The 20,183-nt window shown below is 68.0% G+C and carries 19 protein-coding genes and 1 pseudogene; 8 read left to right on the top strand and 12 right to left on the bottom strand.

The annotated features are described in order from the left end of the window. Window positions 1–122 precede the first annotated feature (122 nt). On the bottom strand, window positions 123–992 hold the full coding sequence (locus ACGFT2_RS06195; protein ID WP_393274007.1) for a sodium-dependent transporter: 870 nt from the start codon (window positions 990–992) through the stop codon (window positions 123–125). Window positions 993–1,353: 361 nt separating this feature from the next. Here ACGFT2_RS06195 and ACGFT2_RS06190 point away from each other — a divergent pair, with 361 nt between their 5' ends. Both ACGFT2_RS06190 and ACGFT2_RS06185 read left to right on the top strand, forming a co-directional pair. Beyond that, a complete protein-coding gene (locus ACGFT2_RS06190; RefSeq protein WP_393274005.1) occupies window positions 1,354–2,196 on the top strand; it encodes a hypothetical protein in 843 nt (280 codons plus the stop codon). A gap of 152 nt (window positions 2,197–2,348) precedes the next feature. Next, the gene (locus ACGFT2_RS06185) at window positions 2,349–3,248 is read left to right on the top strand and encodes a hypothetical protein (RefSeq protein ID WP_393274004.1); all 900 of its coding nucleotides are present in this window, start codon (window positions 2,349–2,351) and stop codon (window positions 3,246–3,248) included. Here ACGFT2_RS06185 and ACGFT2_RS06180 read toward each other — a convergent pair. Genes ACGFT2_RS06180 through ACGFT2_RS06160 form a run of 5 tightly spaced genes read right to left on the bottom strand, consistent with a single transcriptional unit; the run spans window position 3,229 to window position 7,204 of the window. Further along, window positions 3,229–4,596, bottom strand: a complete 1,368-nt coding sequence (locus ACGFT2_RS06180; RefSeq protein ID WP_393274001.1) for a sensor histidine kinase — start codon at window positions 4,594–4,596, stop codon at window positions 3,229–3,231. The two genes, ACGFT2_RS06185 and ACGFT2_RS06180, sit on opposite strands and share 20 nt — an antisense overlap. Next, on the bottom strand, window positions 4,593–5,255 hold the full coding sequence (locus ACGFT2_RS06175) for a response regulator transcription factor (RefSeq protein WP_393274000.1): 663 nt from the start codon (window positions 5,253–5,255) through the stop codon (window positions 4,593–4,595). The genes ACGFT2_RS06180 and ACGFT2_RS06175 overlap by 4 nt, the downstream gene beginning before the upstream one ends. Beyond that, window positions 5,230–5,937: a phosphatase PAP2 family protein gene (locus ACGFT2_RS06170; RefSeq protein ID WP_393273998.1), complete on the bottom strand. Its 708-nt coding sequence runs from the start codon at window positions 5,935–5,937 to the stop codon at window positions 5,230–5,232. The genes ACGFT2_RS06175 and ACGFT2_RS06170 overlap by 26 nt, the downstream gene beginning before the upstream one ends. After that, on the bottom strand, window positions 5,934–6,539 hold the full coding sequence (locus ACGFT2_RS06165) for a phosphatase PAP2 family protein (RefSeq protein ID WP_393273996.1): 606 nt from the start codon (window positions 6,537–6,539) through the stop codon (window positions 5,934–5,936). Before ACGFT2_RS06165 ends, ACGFT2_RS06170 begins: the two co-directional genes overlap by 4 nt. Further along, window positions 6,536–7,204: a DedA family protein gene (locus ACGFT2_RS06160; RefSeq protein ID WP_393273993.1), complete on the bottom strand. Its 669-nt coding sequence runs from the start codon at window positions 7,202–7,204 to the stop codon at window positions 6,536–6,538. The genes ACGFT2_RS06165 and ACGFT2_RS06160 overlap by 4 nt, the downstream gene beginning before the upstream one ends. A 223-nt stretch (window positions 7,205–7,427) precedes the next feature. Here ACGFT2_RS06160 and ACGFT2_RS06155 point away from each other — a divergent pair, with 223 nt between their 5' ends. Further along, window positions 7,428–7,586: a hypothetical protein gene (locus ACGFT2_RS06155; protein WP_393273991.1), complete on the top strand. Its 159-nt coding sequence runs from the start codon at window positions 7,428–7,430 to the stop codon at window positions 7,584–7,586. 228 nt (window positions 7,587–7,814) lie between these two features. On the opposite strand, the gene ACGFT2_RS06150 is transcribed toward ACGFT2_RS06155, so the two are convergent. After that, on the bottom strand, window positions 7,815–8,354 hold the full coding sequence (locus ACGFT2_RS06150) for a DUF4265 domain-containing protein (protein WP_393274920.1): 540 nt from the start codon (window positions 8,352–8,354) through the stop codon (window positions 7,815–7,817). Here ACGFT2_RS06150 and ACGFT2_RS06145 point away from each other — a divergent pair. Beyond that, window positions 8,308–8,715: a hypothetical protein gene (locus ACGFT2_RS06145; RefSeq protein WP_393274968.1), complete on the top strand. Its 408-nt coding sequence runs from the start codon at window positions 8,308–8,310 to the stop codon at window positions 8,713–8,715. The genes ACGFT2_RS06150 and ACGFT2_RS06145 overlap by 47 nt on opposite strands. 265 nt (window positions 8,716–8,980) lie before the next feature. Here the strand turns inward: ACGFT2_RS06145 and ACGFT2_RS06140 are convergent. After that, a pseudogene (locus ACGFT2_RS06140) lies at window positions 8,981–9,429 on the bottom strand (IS5 family transposase); the annotation flags it as partial. A 116-nt stretch (window positions 9,430–9,545) separates the two neighbouring features. Beyond that, complete coding sequence (locus ACGFT2_RS06135) at window positions 9,546–9,782, bottom strand: hypothetical protein (RefSeq protein WP_393273989.1); 237 nt, start codon at window positions 9,780–9,782, stop codon at window positions 9,546–9,548. Window positions 9,783–9,827: 45 nt separating this feature from the next. Here ACGFT2_RS06135 and ACGFT2_RS06130 point away from each other — a divergent pair, with 45 nt between their 5' ends. Continuing rightward, complete coding sequence (locus ACGFT2_RS06130) at window positions 9,828–10,286, top strand: PPOX class F420-dependent oxidoreductase (protein WP_393273987.1); 459 nt, start codon at window positions 9,828–9,830, stop codon at window positions 10,284–10,286. 15 nt (window positions 10,287–10,301) lie between these two features. On the opposite strand, the gene ACGFT2_RS06125 is transcribed toward ACGFT2_RS06130, so the two are convergent. Continuing rightward, window positions 10,302–10,664, bottom strand: a complete 363-nt coding sequence (locus ACGFT2_RS06125; RefSeq protein ID WP_393273984.1) for a hypothetical protein — start codon at window positions 10,662–10,664, stop codon at window positions 10,302–10,304. 104 nt (window positions 10,665–10,768) lie between these two features. On the opposite strand from ACGFT2_RS06125, the gene ACGFT2_RS06120 reads away from it, so the two are divergent. Beyond that, window positions 10,769–11,107 carry a hypothetical protein gene (locus ACGFT2_RS06120; protein WP_393273981.1) on the top strand — a complete coding sequence of 113 codons (339 nt, stop codon included), beginning with the start codon at window positions 10,769–10,771 and terminating at the stop codon, window positions 11,105–11,107. Window positions 11,108–11,374: 267 nt separating this feature from the next. Here ACGFT2_RS06120 and ACGFT2_RS06115 read toward each other — a convergent pair whose 3' ends face one another. Next, a complete protein-coding gene (locus ACGFT2_RS06115; protein WP_393273979.1) occupies window positions 11,375–14,269 on the bottom strand; it encodes an XRE family transcriptional regulator in 2,895 nt (964 codons plus the stop codon). A gap of 314 nt (window positions 14,270–14,583) precedes the next feature. On the opposite strand from ACGFT2_RS06115, the gene ACGFT2_RS06110 reads away from it, so the two are divergent. Continuing rightward, complete coding sequence (locus ACGFT2_RS06110) at window positions 14,584–15,003, top strand: hypothetical protein (protein ID WP_393273977.1); 420 nt, start codon at window positions 14,584–14,586, stop codon at window positions 15,001–15,003. A 377-nt stretch (window positions 15,004–15,380) separates the two neighbouring features. On the opposite strand, the gene ACGFT2_RS06105 is transcribed toward ACGFT2_RS06110, so the two are convergent. Next, a complete protein-coding gene (locus tag ACGFT2_RS06105; RefSeq protein ID WP_393273974.1) occupies window positions 15,381–15,704 on the bottom strand; it encodes a hypothetical protein in 324 nt (107 codons plus the stop codon). Between the two features lie 663 nt (window positions 15,705–16,367). On the opposite strand from ACGFT2_RS06105, the gene pepN reads away from it, so the two are divergent. After that, window positions 16,368–18,851 carry an aminopeptidase N gene (gene pepN, locus ACGFT2_RS06100; protein ID WP_393273973.1) on the top strand — a complete coding sequence of 828 codons (2,484 nt, stop codon included), beginning with the start codon at window positions 16,368–16,370 and terminating at the stop codon, window positions 18,849–18,851. Window positions 18,852–20,183: the final 1,332 nt, after the last annotated feature.

Genomic DNA, 20,183 nt, shown 5'->3' with positions numbered 1-20,183 from the left:
GGGGCGTGAGAGGCGCGCCGGTTGTCGTGCATCGGTTGTCGTCGTCGGGTGGTCGGCGGGTGATGGTGCACCGGCACGGCCGTGATGCGATTCGTGACAGGTGTGGAACGCTTCTGGGCCGCTTAGCCGGGGGTAGCGGGGTGCCGGGTTCGGACGATGCGGCTCGCTGCCGTCTTCTGCAGCAGACCGTAGGCGAGGACGGGCAGGAGCAGATGCGGCCTGTTGGGCAGGGCGGCGGTGAGCAGTACCGCACTGGCACTGCTGTTGTTCATGCCGCAGGCGAGGGTGAGTGATGCGGTGGATGCGGGGTCCAGTCGCAGCAGGTGGGCGGTGGAGCGGCCGATGCCGAAGGACAGCGCGCAGACGAGGGCGGCCACGATCAGCGCGGCGCCCAGCAGTAGCGGGCGCGGGTGAGTGACGAAGGATCCGAGAGCTCCACTGGCGTTGATGTAGGTCAAGGTGACTGAGGCGCCCAGGGAGGCGGGTGCGACGACTGTCACGAGCTTGGATGCCCACAGTGACGGCAGGAGCAGTCGGCTGAGAATGCCGGCCGCGCAGGGCGCGACCACCGTGGCGAGGGCGGGTCCGCCCAGCCCGGAGTTGTTCCCGATCAGCGCGTGCCCGTAGTCGTTGGTGAGCAGGGGGGTGAGGTGGCCGATGACGAGAGGGATGGTGAGGGGGCTGAGGAGGGTGGAGCCGAGTACGAGACCCACCATGGTGGGCTGGTCACCCAGGCCTGCACCAGTCCAGACGGTGGCGCCGGCCGCTACCGGCATCGCCACGATCACGATCATCGCGGTGACCACACCGCTGCCGCCGTCGGTGTCGGGGGTCTGGCGCAGCAGGAACGACACGGTCGGGATCGTCAGTACGGGGATTCCCAGATGCAGGAGGAGGCCGGTCAGCAGGGCGAGAGGGTGCCGCAGGAGGCCTCCCAGGCTGTGGAGCGGCACCTGCAGACCGGCGGCGAAGAGCACCAGCGCGAGCAGCACTTGGGCAGCGGAAACGGGCGCCGTGACTGCGGCGGCTGCCTCGGACAGATGATGCGGTCGGCGTAGCCAGAGTCCTGGGCCGGGTAAGAGCACGGCCGCGGCATACGACGTGCCCACGGCGCAGCCGAGCCGCTGCCGCAGCCATGCCGTCGCACGGTCGGTCGGCAGGTGTTGGGGGTGCTGGGCGGTCAACGCGGCTCTCTTCCGTCGCAACTGGGACTGAAGGACGGAGCGCTGCTATGTCGTGGCGCGCTGTACGGCGAGGCATGGATTCATACTGCACGTGACCGGGCGGGCGCTGGAGGTGGTGCGGCGCGGCGGTCAGGATGCTTTCAGGTGGCCGGTGGCACGGTGTGGCGTCATGACATACGAGACGTCCAAGCCCTCCTCTCCTGTCGCCGCCGACGGCCTGGTGCCGTCGTCCGGCCGGCGGTTGCGTTGGAACAAGGTGCCTGAGGTCACCGTCTACTTCTGGATCATCAAGGTGCTGTGCACTACGGTCGGCGAGACCGCGGCGGATCTGCTGAACGAGAAGGCCGGGCTGGGGCTGACGGGCGTGTCCCTTCTGATGAGCGCCCTGCTCGCCGTGTCGCTGGTCGTGCAGTTCCGCACACGGTCTTACCGGGCGGGTGTGTACTGGCTGGCGGTCGCTCTCATCAGCGTCGTCGGCACCCTGATCAGCGACAACCTCACGGACAACATAGGTGTGCCGCTGGAGACCAGCACCACGGTGTTCGCCGTCGCCCTCGCGATCGTCTTCGCGCTCTGGTTCTGGCGTGAGCGGACTCTGTCCATCCACCACATCGACACCACCAGTCGTGAATGCTTCTACTGGCTGGCCGTACTGTTCACCTTCGCCCTGGGTACGGCCGCCGGAGACCTGGTCTCCGAGCGCATGGGTCTTGGTTACTGGCTGTCCGCCGTCCTGTTCGCGCTGGCCATCGCCGCCGTCGCCGTCGCGCACTTCGCGCTCGGCATGAACGCGGTGTGGGCCTTCTGGATCGCCTACATCCTGACCCGCCCGCTCGGAGCGTCCCTGGGTGACTACCTCTCCCAGCCGACCGCGGACGGCGGTCTGGGGCTGGGGACCGTGGTGACCAGCGGGCTGTTCCTCACGGTGATCCTCGCTCTCGTGATCTACCTGACCGTGAGCCGCAAGGACGTCGCCCTGGCGGCGGAAGCGCCGTCCGCGCACGCGGCCTGAGTCGTCCCCGGCCCAAGCGTTCAGGAACATTTCAGGACCGATATGTGAGGTTCGTTCCATGGCTGTCTTGCAGAGGGGCAGCCGGCTTCGATGGAGCGCCCGTCCCCTCGCGGGGCGGGCGCTCTGCCGCTCGAGCGAACAGGAGTGCGCCCATGGGGGAACCTGACATGGTCGACGAACTCGACGCGCCGCGCACGTCGAGCACGGTGAAGTCCGTGATGAAGAAGCTGCCGGAAGTCACCCTGGCGTTCTGGACCATGAAGATCGCTGCGACGACGCTGGGGGAGACGGCCGGCGATCTCTTCGCTCAGACCCTCAAGCTCGGCTACTTCCTCACCACAATCGCCCTGTTCGCAATCTTCGTGGCGACGCTGGTGATCCAGCTGCGGTCCAAGCGGTACAACCCGTTCTTCTACTGGACCGTGATCCTGACGACCAGCATGGCCGGGACCACGATGTCCGACTTCATGAACCGTGACGCCAGCGCCAAGTATCTGGCGGCTGGCGCCACTTCGTTGGGGTGGGGGCCGCAGGGACTCGGTCTGGGCTACCCCGTCGGGGCCGCCATCCTCGTCTCGATCCTCGTGGCGATCTTCCTCTTCTGGAAGATGAGCGGGATGACGTTCCAGATCCGCGACATCGTCACCTTCCGCGGGGAGGCGCTGTTCTGGTCCGCGATCTTGGTGTCGAACACGCTGGGCACCTCCATGGGTGACTTCCTGTCCGACAGCTCCGGACTCGGCTACGCCGGCGCCGCCCTCCTCGTGGTCGGCCTGCTCCTGGTGCTCGTCATGCTGATGAAGGTCCCGGCAGTACCGAACGTCGCGCTGTTCTGGATCGCGTTCGTCCTGACCCGTCCGCTGGGCGCCACGGCAGGTGACTTCCTCACCAAGCCCGTCGCCAAGGGCGGCCTGGACCTCGGCACCTCGGGCTCTTCCGCGGTTCTCCTCGCGGTCCTCTTCGCCATGATGGCCTACGCGCACCGGCGCGAACACCGACGCCTCGCCGTCCAGGCCGCCCGGCAGGAGCAGGTCAGTCGGCAGGAAGGCTGACCGAGAACCGTGCTCCGGGCCGGAGCACGGCGTCGAAGGTCACGTCGCCGTCGACGGCGCGCGCCAGCCGCCGTGCCAGAGGCAGACCCAGGCCTGCGCCGTCGTGTCCGTCGCCGCTGTCGGCCCGCCGTCCGGGTGTGAACAGTTCGCCGGCGAAGGAGTCAGGCACACCGGGGCCGTCGTCGACGACGTCGATGAGGACCGTGCCGGCCGACCGCCGTGCGGACACCGTCACCGTCGAGTGGGCGTAGCGGGCGGCGTTGGCCAGCAGGGGGCTCAGGATCCGCTCGAGGAGGGCGGGCGCAGCGGCTGCGTCCATCCGGGGGGCGTCCACGTCCAACGCGACCTTGATCGGCTCGGGCGCGTCGAACTGCTCGACGAGGCGGTGGAGGACCGGCACGATGTCGGTGGTGCCCGGCACGGTCATCCGTTCGTGCGTGCGCTCGCGGGCGTCGTTGAGGAGGGTGTCGCAGATGGCCCGCATCGACTGCGCCGCTTCGCCTATCACCTGGTGGGTGGCCCGGGTTTCGTCGTCGGAGCGCGGCCGGGCCTTCCACCAGTCGAGTTCGATGATGATCCGGGTGAGCGGGGTGCGCAGTTCGTGGGAGAGCTCGCCGGTCAGCTGCTGTTCGTGCCGCAGCACCGTGCGTATCCGGTCCAGCAACGCGTCCAGTGAGGATCCCAGCCGGGCGAGTTCCCTGGGGTGATGGGTGGCGCCGAAGCGGTCCTCGGAGGCCACGGCACTCCACTGGGTGGCCTGGTCGGTCATGGTCTGCACCGGGCGCAAGGCCCGGCCGACGGACAGACGGGTCAGGACGTAGGTGCACAGGAGCATCACGCCGTCCAGGACGAGGGAGCCGGCCAGAAGGGTGTCGGCGGAGCTCTGGTACGGGCCCAGGCTGAGCGCGGTGACGACCGTGGCGGCGTGGGCGCCCTTGACCGGCAGCGCGCACAGGCGCGCCGGGGGATCACCGCTCACGGTCGCGCAGCCCTGGCTGGTATGGGCCGCCAGTCGGCCGGCGGCCAGGGACATCGTGCTGTCGGCGGCCGCGGAGGGCGGCTTCTCCAGCAGGCGGCCGTCGGCGTAGACCCAGACGTTGGTGTCGAGCAGCTGGTCGTTGACGGTTTCCAGGACGCGTGCCCGGGCGCCGCCGGTGTCGATGGTCGTGGCGACTGCCTCTGCCCGGTTGCGGAGTTCGGCGTCGGCCTGGTGTTGCAGGTGCCGGTCCATGACGACGTTGAACACGACCGTCAGGATGGCCATGAGCAGCGCGGCCGTGGTGAGTGCGACCAGGGACAGGCGCCCCCGCAGTGTGTGCGGGCCGAGACGGGATGCGAAATTCGTCATGAGAGGCGGTGTCCCACCCCGCGCGCGGTGGTGATCGTCCTGGCGCTGCCGGCGTCACGCAGCTTGCGCCGCAGTCGTGTCAGGTACTGGTCGAGGGTGTTGTCGTTGACGTGCGCACCTTCAGGCCAGCCGGCGCGCACCAGGTCCAGGCGGCGCACGATGCTGCCGTCCGCGGCGACGAGCGTGGCCAGGAGCCGGAACTCCGTCGGCGACAGGTCGATCGGCGCACGGCCGTCGGCGGACATGCTGTGGTTGACCGCGTCCAGTGCGAGATCGGCGTTGCAGAGCGCGGTCCGGGGGGCGGCTCTTTTCAGCAGTGCTCTGAGGCGGGCGGCGAGTTCGGCGAGGTGGAAGGGCTTGGGAAGGTAGTCGTCACCGCCGGCGGAGAAGCCGGACAGCCGGTCGGTGATCAGATGCCGGGCGGTCAGGAAGATCACGGGCGCGGGGAACCCGTTGGCCCGCATGGCCTGGCACACGTCTCGGCCGTCCGCATCGGGCAGCCCGATGTCGAGGACGGCAGCTGCGATGTCGTCCGTGGCCAGCCGCAGCGCTGTGGCACCGTCGGCAGCCAGCACGGGGTCGAAGTCGTCGGACAGCCCGCGGCGCAGTGCGTCACGCAACGCGTGGTCGTCCTCAACGATGAGGATCTTCGGACGCATGATCCTCCCTCGGTGTGGGGGCCGTCGTCTTTCGTGCGGGGAGCCCTCCGGGCAGCCACCGGGCCGCGGCCCACAGACACGCGGTCAACCAGGCTGTCGCGAACAACCAGCCGCCGAGAACGTCGGTGGCCCAGTGCACCCCGAGATGGATCCGGGTCAGCCCCACCGTCGCACCCCAGCAGCCGATCAGCAGCCGCAGCGGTGTCGCTCCGCGCGGTGCCCGTACGGACACCGCGACCATCAGCAGCCCGGCGGCGAGCGCACTCGTGGTGCTGTGACCCGACGGGAAGGCCCAGCCGGAGGCGTGGGTCGACCAGTCCGCGTGCGGCGGGCGGGGCCGGTGAGCCGGTTCCATCACCGCGTAGCGGAAGGCCTGGGCCACGGCCAGGCAGGCCAGGCACAGCGCGGCAGCGGTGAGCCGTTGGCGTGGCGTCCGCCCGGCCACGACACCGGCCAGCGCGACGAGGACGTACGGGATGACGCCGGTACCGGTGGCGGTGACCATGCGCGCCAGTGTCAGCGCCCACTCGGGCCGGTGACCGACCGACCAGGTCAGCAGGTCCTGGTCCAGCTCCAGCGGTGCGCCGCCGGCCCCGGCCGCGAACGCGGCCAGCACTGCGAAGGCGGCCCACAGCCCGAGGCCGACGCTCCCGGCGAGCTCCTTCAGGTCACAGCGGGTCATGCGGCGAGCAGCAGGGCGCCCAACCGCCGCTGGGTGAGCCAGGCCGCGACGGCCTGTGACCGGTCGCGGAGGACGAGCATCACGCCGCACGCCACCAGTGCACCGACGACGAGGCCGGCCACCACGTCATGCGGGTAATGCGCACCGATCCACACCCGGGACGCTCCCATCGCCACCGCGGCCACGACCGCGGCCGCGCCGAGCCGGCGTCCCACGAACACCAGCGCTACCGCGGCCGCCGCGGCGATCGCCGCGTGATTGCTGGGGAAGGACCAGTCGCCCGGCGCCGGGCACGCCTGCAGAGTCTGGACATGCAGGCTCTGGCACGGCCGGTCCTCGCGCACGAGAAGTTTCAGCACCATGTCCACGCCGTAGGCCGCGAGCACGACCACCGGAACGGCGAGCGCTGTCACGGCCGCGGCAGGGCTGCTGCGGCGCGCCCGCCACCAGCAGACAGCGCTCATGACGGCGAAGAGCGCGAGACCGAACGTCGACCACAGGGAGACCAGCGTGTCCAGCCAGCCGGGCACGTGCTGAGCGTCGTGCACCACGTCCTCGTACGCGGCACCGTCGAGGGATGATCCGTTGAAGGCCAGAATCATCGAGTCTCCCCGTTCGCCTTGGCTCCCCGGCGGCTCCGCAGGACCTCGGCGAGCAGAGGAATCAGGGACACCACCACGATCAGCGCGACCAGCGGCAGCAGATAGCGGTCGACGTTCGGGATCGACGAGCCCAGCGCGTATCCCGCGAGCGTGACCCCGACGGACCACACCAGACCGCCGATGACCTGCCACAACGTGAACGTCCGGACGGGCACCTCCAGCACGCCGGCCAGCGGGTTGAGGACGGTCCTGACCACCGGGATGAACCGGGCCAGGACAATCGCCTTCGCGTACCCGTAGCGCTGCAGCAGTTCCTCAGCACGCTTGGAGCCCTCATGGAGCCGCTGCGACCGACTGCGCGCCAGCAGCGACCCGCCGGCGCGCCGGCCGATCAGATAGCCGCACTGGGCCCCGGCCAGCGCGCCGACGGCTGCCGAGACGAGCAAGGGGCCCAACGACAGCTTCACCGCGCCCTCGGACGTGCCCGTAGCCAGCAGACCGGCTGTGAAGAGCAGTGAGTCGCCGGGGAGGAAGAACCCGACCAGCAGTCCTGTCTCAGCGAACAGCACCACCCCCACGCCCAGGACTCCGAACGTCGTCAGCAGGGACCGGGCGTCGAGCACGTTCACGGCGAGCTGTGAGGCCAGGTGCATCGATGTCGTCATGAGAGCGGAGCCCTTTTCCCTGTGCCCGACCCGAAGGGCGGGCAGAAACCGGCAGCAGAGCGACTACATTAGAGTAGACGGTCTACAGGATAGTAGACGCCGGCAGGTGGCGAGGAGTTCCCGCCGCGCGCGAGCCGCGGCACCGCGGCGCCGGCGCGTGCGCCCGTCGGCCCCGGCGCCGCACACGTGTGCGGCGCAGGCCAGGTGAAGCAGCCCGCACGGTGTGCACGACTCCTTCGTCCCCGACATCGATGGCCACAGCCCCGTCCAGATCCCGCACCGTGACCTGCACGGTGCCCCGCCCGTGACGCCGTGCGTTGTCCAGGACGATGCCGACGATCTCGGTGACGGCAGCACCCGCAATGCGCACATCGAAGCGTGACGCTCTGCCCGAGCCCACCACGTCCTCCCCGCCGACGCGGGGTGTTCCGGACGTTCCATACGCCGCCGGATGCGCCGCGCGGTCCTCCCCGCCGGCGTGGGGGTGTGCCGCGTTCCGGGAAAGCATGTCCACGCTTGCTCTGTTGGTCGTCGTGCTCTTGGTCCTGGTCGTCGCGCTAGTCGTCGGGGCCGTGGTCTACGCCGGGCCGCCTGGCTCTCAGCAACTCGGTTATGGCCGGCATCGCCATGGTCGCTGTGATCGCCGCAGTTCTCGCCGTCGTCGGCGGCTCGGCGGGCGCCGGCCCCGACCAGGGGGCCGGCCATGCCCGGCAGCGGCAGACCCGTCGTCCTTCAGCACGATGAGCCGGATGGTGCAGTTCTGCGAAGGCGCCACTGTTTCTCCGGCCCAGAGAAGACCGTCATCATCCGGTTGAATCCTGATGACGTCACCATTGGCGACTCCGCGGACGAACCAGGGAGTGTTGTCCAGCCGCACCGTGCCATCGCCCAGGTCGACAGCCCACAGACTCTCGACACCCGCCGGCGGCCGGCCGTCCTCGTCAATCTCCTTGCGGAAATGGACCTTCACGTGGTCGTCACTGATGTTCGTCGCCGAACCATCATCCACTTCCCACTCAACCTGACAGTTGAATGAGTAGTCATTGCTCAAGAGCGGGTGCAAGTAAACCGTAGAATCACGGCCACCAGGAGGAGTGAACAATATGAACCGATACAAGCTAGCGACCCTTGCTGCCCTAATTGGCAGCATCGGAGTAACCCTCTTTTCGGCGCCTGCGGCCCAAGCGGATATGGGACCGAAGAGCTGCACGAATACTGCTAAGTATGCAACATTTTATCAGAACGCCATCTGGCCATACCCCGCAGAGATATTCGTAAGCAAGTTGGGCGTATGGGACAATGTGGCGCGAAGTAAGTGGGAGTACACCTCCATGGCTGCACCCTTCTACAACCATGGCGACCTCAACCCATATGGCATCGCATGGTCGACTAAAGACGGCAAGCCGAACCAGGCTTATACGCAAAGCCAGACGACTATTTGGATTCCTCCGACTCTCAACACGGCTCTCTATGTTGCCTGCCCAGTCGGCTTCGAATTCTCTGTGAAGTAGGGCGTTCCACCTTTTAGAGGGCGGAGCGCGGAGAAGCAAGAGTAAGATTCCAGCCTTCATTCAGGTTTTGCTTACAAGCAGGAGAACGGTTGGTTCTGTCAAAGGTGCATGCTGCATCACCTGATGCAGAGTCACCGACGCCAGCCATCCTCCCCTTGCTGCTGCTCGGGCCGAAGGCCCGCCTGGCCGAACCCGCGCAGGGGGGCGACCTTCGAGACGCGTGAGCGCCACCAGTGATGTCGGGCTCTAACTGATCGTTTCGGGATGAGGTTCGGAGGCGTCTCAAACAGATGACGCTGCAGGCGAGTTGGAGCAGTGCAAGGTGGAGGCCGGCTCGTATCACGTGGCGGATCCGTAGCCGCTTGAATCGATGCAGCCAGGCGAAGGTCCGCTCGACGACCCAGCGGCTCCTGCCCAGGCCGGAGCCGTGGGCGGTGCCTTTGCGGGCGATCTTCGGTGTGATGCCACGGGCCCGGAGTAGGCGGCGGACCTTGTCGTAGTCGTAGCCGCGGTCGGCGAACAGCCGTCGAGGCCGGTGCCGCGGCCGGCCATGGACCCCGGGGATGCGGCGTATGGAGTTCAGCAAAGGAATCAGCTGCGTGATGTCATGACGGTTCCCGCTGGTCGGCGACACGGTCAGGGGAGTGCAGTGCCGGGCGACGATCAGGTGGTGCTTGCTGCCGGGCCGGGCCGGGCCCGGTCGACCGGCGAGGGTCGTGGCCGCCCGCGGCTTCCGCTTCGTCTTCTGGCCGTTGCCGTTCTTCCGGGCCCCTCCATCGCGGCCCGCAGCGCGACCCGGGCCAGGTCAACGCCTGACGTCTCGCCGCCGCTCATGCCTGCCCCCACGAGGTGTAGCCGAGGTCCAGGTGCCCGAGCCGGGAGTGGTGCTGCGCCTGGTCGACCAGCTGGTTGCTGAACAGGCGCCGGGCCGACGGCTCGCCATAGCGGTCGATGTGATCGAACACCACCTGGTGGTCCTTGAGCGCCCGCACCCGCCAGTCGAGCACCTGCTCACGGCTCAGGTCCTCGAGGACCAGCGCCTGTTGCGAAAGTGGATGGTAGGGCACAAGAGGACGTGGAATGCCGGGGAGGTTACGGAAGTTGATCACAGCATGACTCAAGGACCAGCGCCTCGCTCCCTGTCCAACGAAGCCCTCTCCGACCTACTTGCCAAGCAACAGTTCGGGACCCTCGCCACAGTGAAGCAAAGTGGCCATCCGCACCTGACCACCATGCTCTACAGCTGGGACTCCGAGGCCCGCATCGTGCGGCTGTCCACCACGGCCGACCGCATCAAGGTCAAGCATTTGCAGCGCGACCCGCGCGCGGCGCTGCATGTGCAGGGTGGCGACGTCTGGTCGTTCGCCGTCGCCGAGGGTGCGGCGGAGGCTTCCGAGATCACGACGGTTCCCGGCGACGCGGTCGGGCGGGAACTGCTCGCGATGATCCCGACGGCCGCGAAGCCGGAGGACGAAGACGCGTTCTTCCAGCAGTTGGTCGCCGAGCGCAGGATCGTCATTCGGTTGAGGGTGGAGCGGCTCTATGGCACAGCCTTGGATATCAACGGCTAGGTCAGACCGTGCCGGTCATAGCCACTCGTTGATGGCTGCGACCAGCACGGTCGTGTGGTAGCGGACGGCGATCTTGTCGTACCACGTCGCAACCGCGCGGTGGCGCTTCAGCCGGTTGATCCCACACTCGACCGCGTGCCGCTCCCTGTAGTCGTCCTTGTCGAACTCCGGCGGGCGACCACCGCGGGAACCGAGCCTCTTGCGATTGCGGACCTGGTCAGTCTTCTCCGGGATCGTGCAGCGCATGTCGCATCGGCTTCGCCCGCCCCGCGGGATGCTCCCCAAGTGGCCCCACTGCCCGGCCGCCAGGAAGACCTGGCCGCCGGGTCCGGCACCGGCGGCGAGCCTGGCCCCCTGCCACGCGCTCCAGCAGGGCATCGGAGAGATGCAGTCAGGCGCATTGGCTGGAAAGCCCACCCGTCTCCAGCCGTTACTGCCAGACTCGGGTCTGTTGTGATCACCGCACGCCAACGGAGGACACGTTGAGCCAGCAGGAAGAGCCCTGGCAGCCGGGCCCGAATGACCTGCCCTTCACGACCAGTCTGATCAACCCCCACGGCGACCGGCATCTGGGCTTCAACGACGCGGACGGTCGCTTCTACCGTCTGTGGCAGCACAAGTCCCCCGAGCCGCTGCACACTGGGCAGGCCATCCTGCTGCGCCCGAGCGACGTCGACCAGATCATCAAGTTCTCCATGCTCTGGGCGATGAAGCACCCCACCCACCCGCGCAGCGAGGCCCTGGCCGATGAGGTCGCCGCCGGAGCCAAGGCCGCCGTCATGCACTTCGCTCAGGCCGCCCAGGCCCCGGTGCAGTACTAGTCAGTCCGCCCAGGCCCCGGTGCAGTACTAGTCAGTTCGCCCGGGCCCCGGTGCAGTACTGGTCCGTCCGCCGAGGCCCCGATGCAGTACTAGTCAGGCCGTCCAGACCCCGGTGCAGCACCAGTGGCCCCGCACGGTGCCGGGCGGGGCCACTGTCCGGCATCCGACAGTGCTGAGCGATCCGCGGCCGCCGAAGCGCACCGCCTGCGCTTTCTCCAACGAGCGCGGCGATGCGCACCGATCACGTGTCGGCCGACCGGGTGCAGGTCAGCACGGCCGACGGTAGGGCACGCCACCCAGGTAGTGCCGCCACTCGTCGTGAGTGAGGGGTGTGCCGGCGAATCTGCACGCACCGGCGACCAGTTTCCCGAAGTTGGTCGGCAGAGTGTGGGCGGTCCCGTCGAACACGCCGATGACCGCCTGTCGCCCGTTCGGAGTGAACCTGATTCCGAGCACCGCCGTCGTGAATCCCACGAGCACGGCCTCCTTCCGCGCCCGCCGAGGTGAGGAGATTCGCCAGATCCGGGCTGTGCGGTCGTCACTGCCCGCGGCCAGCATCCGGCCGTCGGGGCTGAAGACGGCGCTGCCGACCACATCGGTGGGGCCGTCCAGCGCGTCCAGCAGCACCGGGCGGCGCGCTCCCGTGACGTCCCAGAGCTTCACGGGATGGTCGCCGCCGCCGGACGTGGCCAGGACACCGGTGCGCGGGTTGAAGGCGACGGAGAGGGCGGTCGTGGAATGAGCCGGCCAGTCGGCACGCTCCACGGGATGACCCGGGGACGTGGTGTCCCAGAGGATGACGCGCTTGTCACCGCCTCCCGCGCTCGCCAGGAGCCTGCCGTCCGCGCTGAAGGCCACCGAGCGGACCTCGTCCCGGTGACCGTGCAAGCTGACGCCGCGGTGGAGCCGCCTGACGGACCTCGAGTCCCACAGCACCACGTCTCCGTCGCTTCCGGCGCTCACCAAGGTTCGTCCCGTCGGGCTGAAGGCCAGCGCGCGCACCGTCCTCGTACGAGTCTGTACGGTGGAGAGCCGGTGGGGTCTGCGCGGGTCGGAGATGTCCCACAGGGTGAGGACACCGTCGGCCCCCGCGCTGGCCAGTACGGAACCGCCGGGGTGCATGGCGACCGCATAGACGGCGTCCCTGTGGCCGGTGAGCACCGCCGTCTCGCGGGGGTGACGCGGAGCGCGCACGTCCCACAACCGCACCGTGCGGTCCCGGCCTGCCGTCGCCAGCACCGCGCCGTCGGGGCTCACGTCGATGGCGTACATCTCGGCCCGGTGCGCGGTCCAGGTGGACATCAGCGTGCTGAGGAGCGCGTCGCGGCTCTGCCGGGCCGGCCGCAGCCGGTAGGCGGCCAGGGCGAGCCGTGCGGCCAGGTCCGGTGACCTGTGCGACAGTTCGGTGGCTGTCGCACTCGCGTTGTGGGCGACCGCGTCGTCGCGCTGTGCCGTGACCTCCCGATTGGCGTGCACCGCGAGCAGGGACGCGGTCAGGGATACGGCCAGGAGTATCACCGACGCGGTGGTCAGCAGGCGCCGTCGGTGCCGGCGCCGGGCGGCTGCCGCCATGTCGGCGCCCTCCGCCGCCAGACTCGCGTCGAGGAACGCTCTCTCGGGTGCCGTGAGACCGGCCTGCCCGGCCTGCGCCAGGGGGCGAGCCGCTTCCAGCCGCGCCCCTCTCAGCAGGGCGCCCGGGTCATGCTCCAGGTGCGTCCAGGTCGCTGCCGCTTCCGTCAGCTGCCGACGGGTGCGCAGCACCTCGCGGTCTTCAGCGAGCCATCCGCCCAGGCGTGGCCAGCCGCGGATGAGTGCTTCGTGTGTCAGTTCCACGTGCCGGCCGTCCACGGTGATCAGTCGTTCGGAGGCGGCGCGGTCGACGATCGCCATCGTGTCGGAATCGGCTGACAACTCGGAGCGGAGGATGCGGCGTTTGGTGTCCTCGGTTCCCTCCCCGACGGCGACGAGCCGAAGGAAGAGGTGCCGGGCGGCATCTTTCTGCCGGGCGCTGAGTGACTCCCAGAACCGTTCGGCGGTGTGGGTCAGGGCGTGCCCGATGGATCCCGCGGCCCGGCAGGCCTCCATGGTCAGCAGTGTGCCCCGGCGGTGCCTCCAGGTTTCCCGGAGTGCGTGGGAGAGCAGGGGAAGCATCCCGGCGTTGCCATGGGCCTGGGCGGTCAGATAGGCCAGCAACCGCCCTTCGACTCGACAGCCCACCGAGACGGCAGGCTGGCAGATGGCCCGGTGGAGCTCCTCGCAGTCCATCGGCCCGAGCGTCACCATCGCCGCGTCGAGGACTTTGGCGAGTTCGACGTGTGCGATGCAGTGGGCGTAGAAGTCCGCCCGTACTCCCAGGACCAGGCGGCAGGCACTGTTGTGAGCCCGGGCGGCCAAGACGATGGCGTCGATGAATCGGGCACGCTCCGCGGGACGGGAGCAGAGGGTGAAGATTTCCTCGAACTGGTCGACGACCAGGACCACCTCGTCCCGCTCGGGTTCCGCACAGGCGATCTGCCGCAGGAGAAGGTGCAGGTTCTCGGGGTCTGCCCGCAGTTCCGCCAGCAGGCGGGCGGGTGTGGTGGCAGCGTGGGCCGCCAGACGCACTGCCATCTCCTCCAGAGGCCGGACACCTGGCGTGAGCGTGATGACGAGGCGCCCCTCGGACTGCAGGCACGGTGACAGGCCCGCGTGCAGCACCGAGGACTTGCCGGCTCCCGAAGCGCCGAAGACGGCGACGAACCGTTGTTCCGCAAGGCGCCTTCGCAGCTGCTCGACCACCCGTTCTCGGCCGAAGAAGAACCGGCTCTGCCGTGAGTCGTAGGAGGCGAGTCCCGGGTAGGGCGAGTCGTCCTGTTCTTGTGAGGGAGCAGCGGCATCCGCGGTGCTCTGCGCGGGCGCGATGACGGCTGCCGTCGCGTGCCAGGAGGCCTCCCATTGCTCCACGTCGCCGTCGCAGGCTCTGACGTAGCCCCGGGTCACTTCCAGGGACGGCAGTTTCCGGCCCGCGGCAGCGCTCGACAGCGTTGCCACCGAGTAGTGCGCGCGTGCGGCGAGATCCCGGTAGGACGGCCCGCCCGCCGCCCGGCGGAGTTCCCTCAGCCCGGCGGCGAACCGCACCACCGGGTCGTCATCCTCCGGAAGCGGTGACTCTTTGCGCGGCATCGTTCCCCCGTTCCGTTCTCTTCCGCAACAAGTGTCGTGGTCCGCACAGGACAGCGATGTCAGAGCGATGATTTTCGGCCCGTTCGTCACCAGCCTGTGTGACAGGGGCCGGCTTTCCCGCCCACGGACGCCTCGCGCCAGGAGGCACCGCTGGTCAGACCGGTGGGCAACTCCGCGGGCAATGTGATGTTCCGCGATTGATTGTTCATCGCACTCGTCCGGACACCGAACAAAGAACTCCGGCTATCTCTGGACCGAGGCCGGGAACGATCCCTCGGCCTGTCACACCTTCACACCGTCACACGGGAGGCATCATGCGTTCGGTACTGGTCGCGGCAGCGGTGTTCGGCCTGGTCGTAGGAAGCGGCGCGGCCGCCGGAGCCGCGGAGACGGCTCAGGCGTCCAGCGCAGGGTGGACATGCGCGAAGGACGTGTGTCTTCGGGTGGGCGACGAGGCCCAGATCAAGGATGCGCACGGCTGCAACCACAAGGTCTGCATCAACGTCACCGGCAATGCGTCCGGCTACAAGACCAGCGGCTACTACAGCGGCTCGAACCGGTTCTACGGCCACATCAACGTGTGGGGTCCCAACATGAGGGTCAACGGCCAGGACAGTGCCTATCCCGGCGTCGCGGGGACCGGTAGGGGCACCGGCCAGACCTGCGCCGAAGGGTGGGAGCTCTCCGGTGGCACGTACACCTCGGTCGGACTGCCCTGCGAGGACGTGAGCTGACGTCTAGGCACGACGACCTGAGCACGCGGTGAGCTGTAGCCGTTCCCGCCGGGGGACCACCGGGAACGGCTACAGGGCGCTTCTGCCCTCCCGGGTCGTGTCCGACACGTGCACGGTCACGGTCTGACGTGCGTACGAGCGTCCGAGGGAGACGACCTGGTGAACACACGCCGGACCGCCCGACGGAAGCACCCGACCCGACCGCTCAGCAGCAAGCCCGGGCGGCCTTCGAGACGCGGTTCGGCGGGTCGTCCCGTACGCAGGTCCGCGCTGATCGCCAGGATGCCGGGCTGTGCGTCGGCAGCCGGGCCGAGCTGCCGTCCCGAGTGTCTGGGCCTGGTGCATGGCTGGGGCCGTGAAGGTGGATCATCAGCCGTTCACCATGACTCGTGCTTCAGGTGGGCAAGCCCTTCGATGGCGACGAGCTGTGCCCGCAGGGCGGGGTTGGGGGCTGGAGTGGTCGTCAGCGGCAACACCTGAATCGTCGGGTGCTCGGTGACGTAGAGGTCGTCTTCACCGTCGTCGCCGGGAATCGGGTTGGGCTGGATCTCGATCTCGCCGTCGGGTCTGTCCGCGCGATGATAGATCCCCCTGTAGTAGCTGTCGCGCTTGGTGAAGACCAGCCCGAGGCAACTGCCGACTAGGCGAACAAGCTCGTCGGCAGTGTGGCTGCTGGTGCCGTAGATGTTGGAGTCGGTCATGGTGCACCAGACCTTATGCCGCTGAGGCCTCGGGGCGTTACGACCAGCTGGCCGCGTTCGAAGCGGGCTCCGGCCGGACGAGGGCAACGAGGTGGGGTGCGTTCACGGCTCGCCAGCGGATCCGGGTGGACTCGAGGCAGAAGCGGCCGCCTGGCGCTGGACACCACCGGTGAGCTGACCGGTGGGGTCTGGCGCCGCCAGCGGTGGGGGTCGAGGCCGGCCACAGGCAGAACGCCGGCTTCCGCGACGGCCTCGGCGAGCGGGAGATCGGTTGTCGTGGCGGTCCGGTCGGACCTGGCGGTCCACCCGCAGGACGCGCGGCCCATCGCCCCGGCCAGCGGCGGCTCCGGGGTCGAGCGAATGATCACCAGGTTCCACGGCATCGGATGAGTAGGAGATGCTCAACACGGCAGGGAGGGGATCGCTTATCGTCTTCGGGTGCTCTGTCCTCCAAGGTCTGGGACAAGTCCACAATCAGCTGGATCCCCGGCAGCGACTGGGTTCGAGGCCCTCGTGGAGCCGACCTGTAGCTGAGCTCGTTGTGACGAAGGGTCAGTCGTGACCGTCGAGAGGTGAGGCGATGGGCCCACCCGCCTCACGTGGGCCTCTCGCTGCTGAGCGGGCGGTTCGAAGCGCATGAACGAATCTTCGAGAGGGCAAGTGATGAGCGGCAGGAGCCTGACCCAGACTGAGGCCGAGGGGCGCGCGAGCCTGCTGACGGTCGAGCGATATGACATCGCCGTCGACCTCTCGGATCTGATGACCGGCTCGCGGGTCCGGTGTGAATCGACGATCACCTTCACGTGTCACCGGCCCGGGGCCGAGACCTTTGCCGACTGTGCGGCGGCCGTCGAGAGCGCCACGCTCAACGGGGTCGTGCTGCGATCGGCTGGCGAGGGCCGGATCGCACTGACCGATCTTGCCGAGCGCAACGTCCTCACGGTGGTCTCGGTGACGGAGTGCTCGACCGATGGCCGGGGCGTGCACAAGGCGGTGGATCCCGCCGACGGCGAGACGTATGTCTACACCGACTTCACTCCCGACTACGCCCGCTACGTGTTGGCCTGCTTCGATCAGCCGGACCTCAAGGCGCCATGGGCGTTCACCGTGACCGCTCCTGCCGGCTGGCGGGTGTTGAGCAACAGCGGCGACCCGCGGATCGAAGACCTCGGCTCGGTGCGACGCTGGACCTTCCCGCCGACGCCGCCGCTGGCAGCGTACAACACCGTGATCAATGCGGGCCCGTACTACGAATTGCGTCGTCGCGGAGCTGGTCATGATCTCGGGCTCTTCGCCCGGCGGTCGCTGGCCTCGATCCTGGACCGGGACGCCGACGAGCTGTTCACCCTGACCACCCAGGGGCTCGAGTTCTTCGCCGGCAAGTTCGGCATGCCGTTTCCGCAGCACAAGTACGACCAGGTCTTCACGCCCGAGTACCCCGGCGCGATGGAGAACTTCGGCTGCGTCACCTGGATGGACTGGTTCCTGCGCAGGAGCACGCCGACCAGGGCGGAGTGGGACATCTTCTCGCGGTACCTGCTGCACGAGCTCGCGCACATGTGGTTCGGCAACATCGTCACGATGCGCTGGTGGGACGACCTGTGGCTGAACGAGGCGTTCGCGGAGTTCGCGAGCAACTGGGCCGCGGTGAGCGTGACGTCGTACACCGATGCCTGGACGGCACATCTGGCCGGCGAAAAACTCAAAGCCTATTTCATGGACCAGGGACCGACGACGCACCCGATCCGCCAGCAGGTCCGCGATGTCTCCGAGGCTGAAGCGACGTTCGACGCGATCACCTACTCCAAGGGCGCGTCCGTGCTGCAGCAGCTGATGACGTACGTCGGCGAAGCGGACTTCTCCGCGGGTCTCACCAGCTACTTCGCCGCGCACGCCTGGGGCAGCACCACGCTGCAGGATCTGATCGACGCGGTCGCCGACGCCAGCGGACGTGACCTGGACCAGTGGCGCGCGGGATGGCTGGAGACAGCGGGCACCGACCGGCTGACTCTCGACCACGACGCAGACGGGTTTGCCCTGGACGCTCAGGGTCCGGGTGGCCGACCGCGCCCGCATGCGCTTGCCGTCGGCGCCTACGAGCGTTCAGGGGACCACCTCGAACGAACAGCACTCGTCGAAGTCGAGGTGACAGGCGAACGGACCCGGCTCGACCTGCCCGCAGGAGCCGACCTGTACCTGGTCAACGATGAAGACCTGACCTTCGCCTCGACGAGACCCGACGCCACGACCCGAGACGCGTTCTTCCGCAACGCGGCCCGCCTGCCCACTGCGACCGCGCGGGGTATCGCCGTCACCACGGCCTGGGACATGCTGATCAACGGGGAAGCGACAGCCGCCGAAGCCGTGCAGTGCCTGACCGGAGTGCTGGCTGTCGAGACGGCCGCGTCGGTGATCGAGCCGTATCTCAACCTGGCTGTCGAGGCCGCAGATCTGTGGAGCCCGGCGTCGGAGCGGGACGCGTTGCTCCGAACGGTGGCAGCAGCGTGCCGCGGTCTCTCCGGCGTCGGCGCCTACCGCAAAGCGGCGCTGCGCGGCTTCGCTCGTACCGCGGCCGAACCGGAGGAGGTGGCCTGGCTCCAGACCGAGGCCGGGGAGGACATCGATCTCCAGTGGCGAGCACTGGTTCGCAAGGCGCAGCTCGGAACCCCGACCGCAGCCGAGGCACAGGCTCTCCTTGACCGCGACCCGGATCCCGAAGCATGGGTCAGCCGGCTCCAAGTCAGCGCTGCGACCCTGGACGCGGCCGAGAAAAAAGCGGTGTGGCAGACGCTGGTGACGGATCGCGCGGTGCCCATCGCTTCGGTCCACTCGGTTGCGACGCTGTTCTGGAGCGCTGGTCAGGACGACTTGCTGAGGCCCTACACGGAGGCCTACCTCGATCTCGTGACAACCATCCACCGCAGCGGAACCATGCCGGCGACGACCTACACCAAATGCCTCTTCCCGCTGTTCGGCATCGACCTGACCTTCGTGGAACGAGCGGAAGACGTCGCGGCACGAGCCGTCCCGGTCGTCCGCACGCATCTCCTGGACCGGGCCGACCGGATGCGCCGCATACTGCACTCTCGCGGCGCCTCTGATCCTGCTCGGCCACCCCGGTTCGGTCCACGCCTCCCTCTGGCGTGAGTGTCACTTGCGAAAAGAACGACTGCCTGAATAGTAGAGATATCGGCAAGCGTGCTGCAGCTTGTGACGAGCCTTCATAAGGCCGATTCGAGCGGTGTTGTTCAGTTCACTCTCCGCTGGTTGTGAGACGATTCTTGCCGTCCGGTCGATGAGAGTTCGTACCGCGGCCACGAGGACGAGGAGCCACGATTTATACAGGTCGCGATCAGGCGACCTGTATGCGACAACATGCGTGCGATGTCGAGCGTGGATCAGCCATCGATGTGCCGGCAGACCGCCGGTCACCGGCCGCAGAACTTGGCAGATCTCTCGATTCAGTTCGACACACCATGCCCGATCTCGTGGCTCGCGTAGCTCTCTTACTTCTTCCTGGAAGGCTATGAGAGCGTCGAGAAGCATTCCGCACCACTGACGGAGGCTGTCCGTTCGAGGAAGCGTGCGGCCTTTGTTGTCAGTTGCCTGCTGCACTGTCCACCAAAGCTGACTGTATGCATCTACCTCTGCTGTGCAGCACGGATCGCCAAGGCAATGACCATCGAAAGCCGGCGTGCCGCTCACGGGTTACGGCATTCGTGGCAGTATGTCGCATAGGCTCCCATGGCGTGCTCTCGGCACCAGGACATTCTGGCGGCGAACAACTCTGGGTAGTTGCCTGCACACTGCGCAACGACTCCCGCCACTCCTCCAGGTGTGGCCATATGCCGAACGAGTTCTTCAGCGACGACTTTGTGGACTACATCCGCATCAATGTAATCACTCCGGCGCAGAGGTGAACAGAACAAGGCGTAAGTCCATGTCGTCAGTGCATAGGATGAAAGCTCAGCTGTGTGCCCCACGGGAAACCTCACTTGGCAGGTGAACACTCCATCACCCGACTCACATGGTCTGCGACGCCTCCGCTCGAGGCATGAGTATGTACTGCTCAATGCACTGAGGGAGGGGCAGGCGGTCGCTCACGGTCATGGCTGGCTGTGCACGAGCGTTCGTACGGACTGTCCGACGGCACCGCGTGATGATGTGGTCACGCGGGCCGTGATGGGTCGGGTTTCTCAACTCAGCACCCTCCCGTGGCCAACACGGCGAGAGGGACCGGTCCTTGTCGCCTCGCCGACATGGCAGGCATGCCTGCCACCCCCCCTTCACCGGTGAGCCGGAGACACGGACATCCGTGCAGGCCGGGACCGGCGCCGAGCAGCGGCCGGCGCGAGCGCTGGGCCGGCTTCAGCGGTCGACCCGCGGGGTGAGGAGCCGGCCCGTCTCGAAATGCTCCTTCGGCCGCGGCGTCAGCAGCGGCCGCTCGGCCGCGTGAAGTACTCACCGATCGTGCGAGGA

The organism is Streptomyces sp. NPDC048514, assembly GCF_043199955.1.
Taxonomy (GTDB): Bacteria; Actinomycetota; Actinomycetes; order Streptomycetales; family Streptomycetaceae; genus Streptomyces.
The sequence above is the reverse complement of the archived record's forward strand: the minus strand, read 5'-3'. Positions and strand labels throughout refer to the sequence as shown.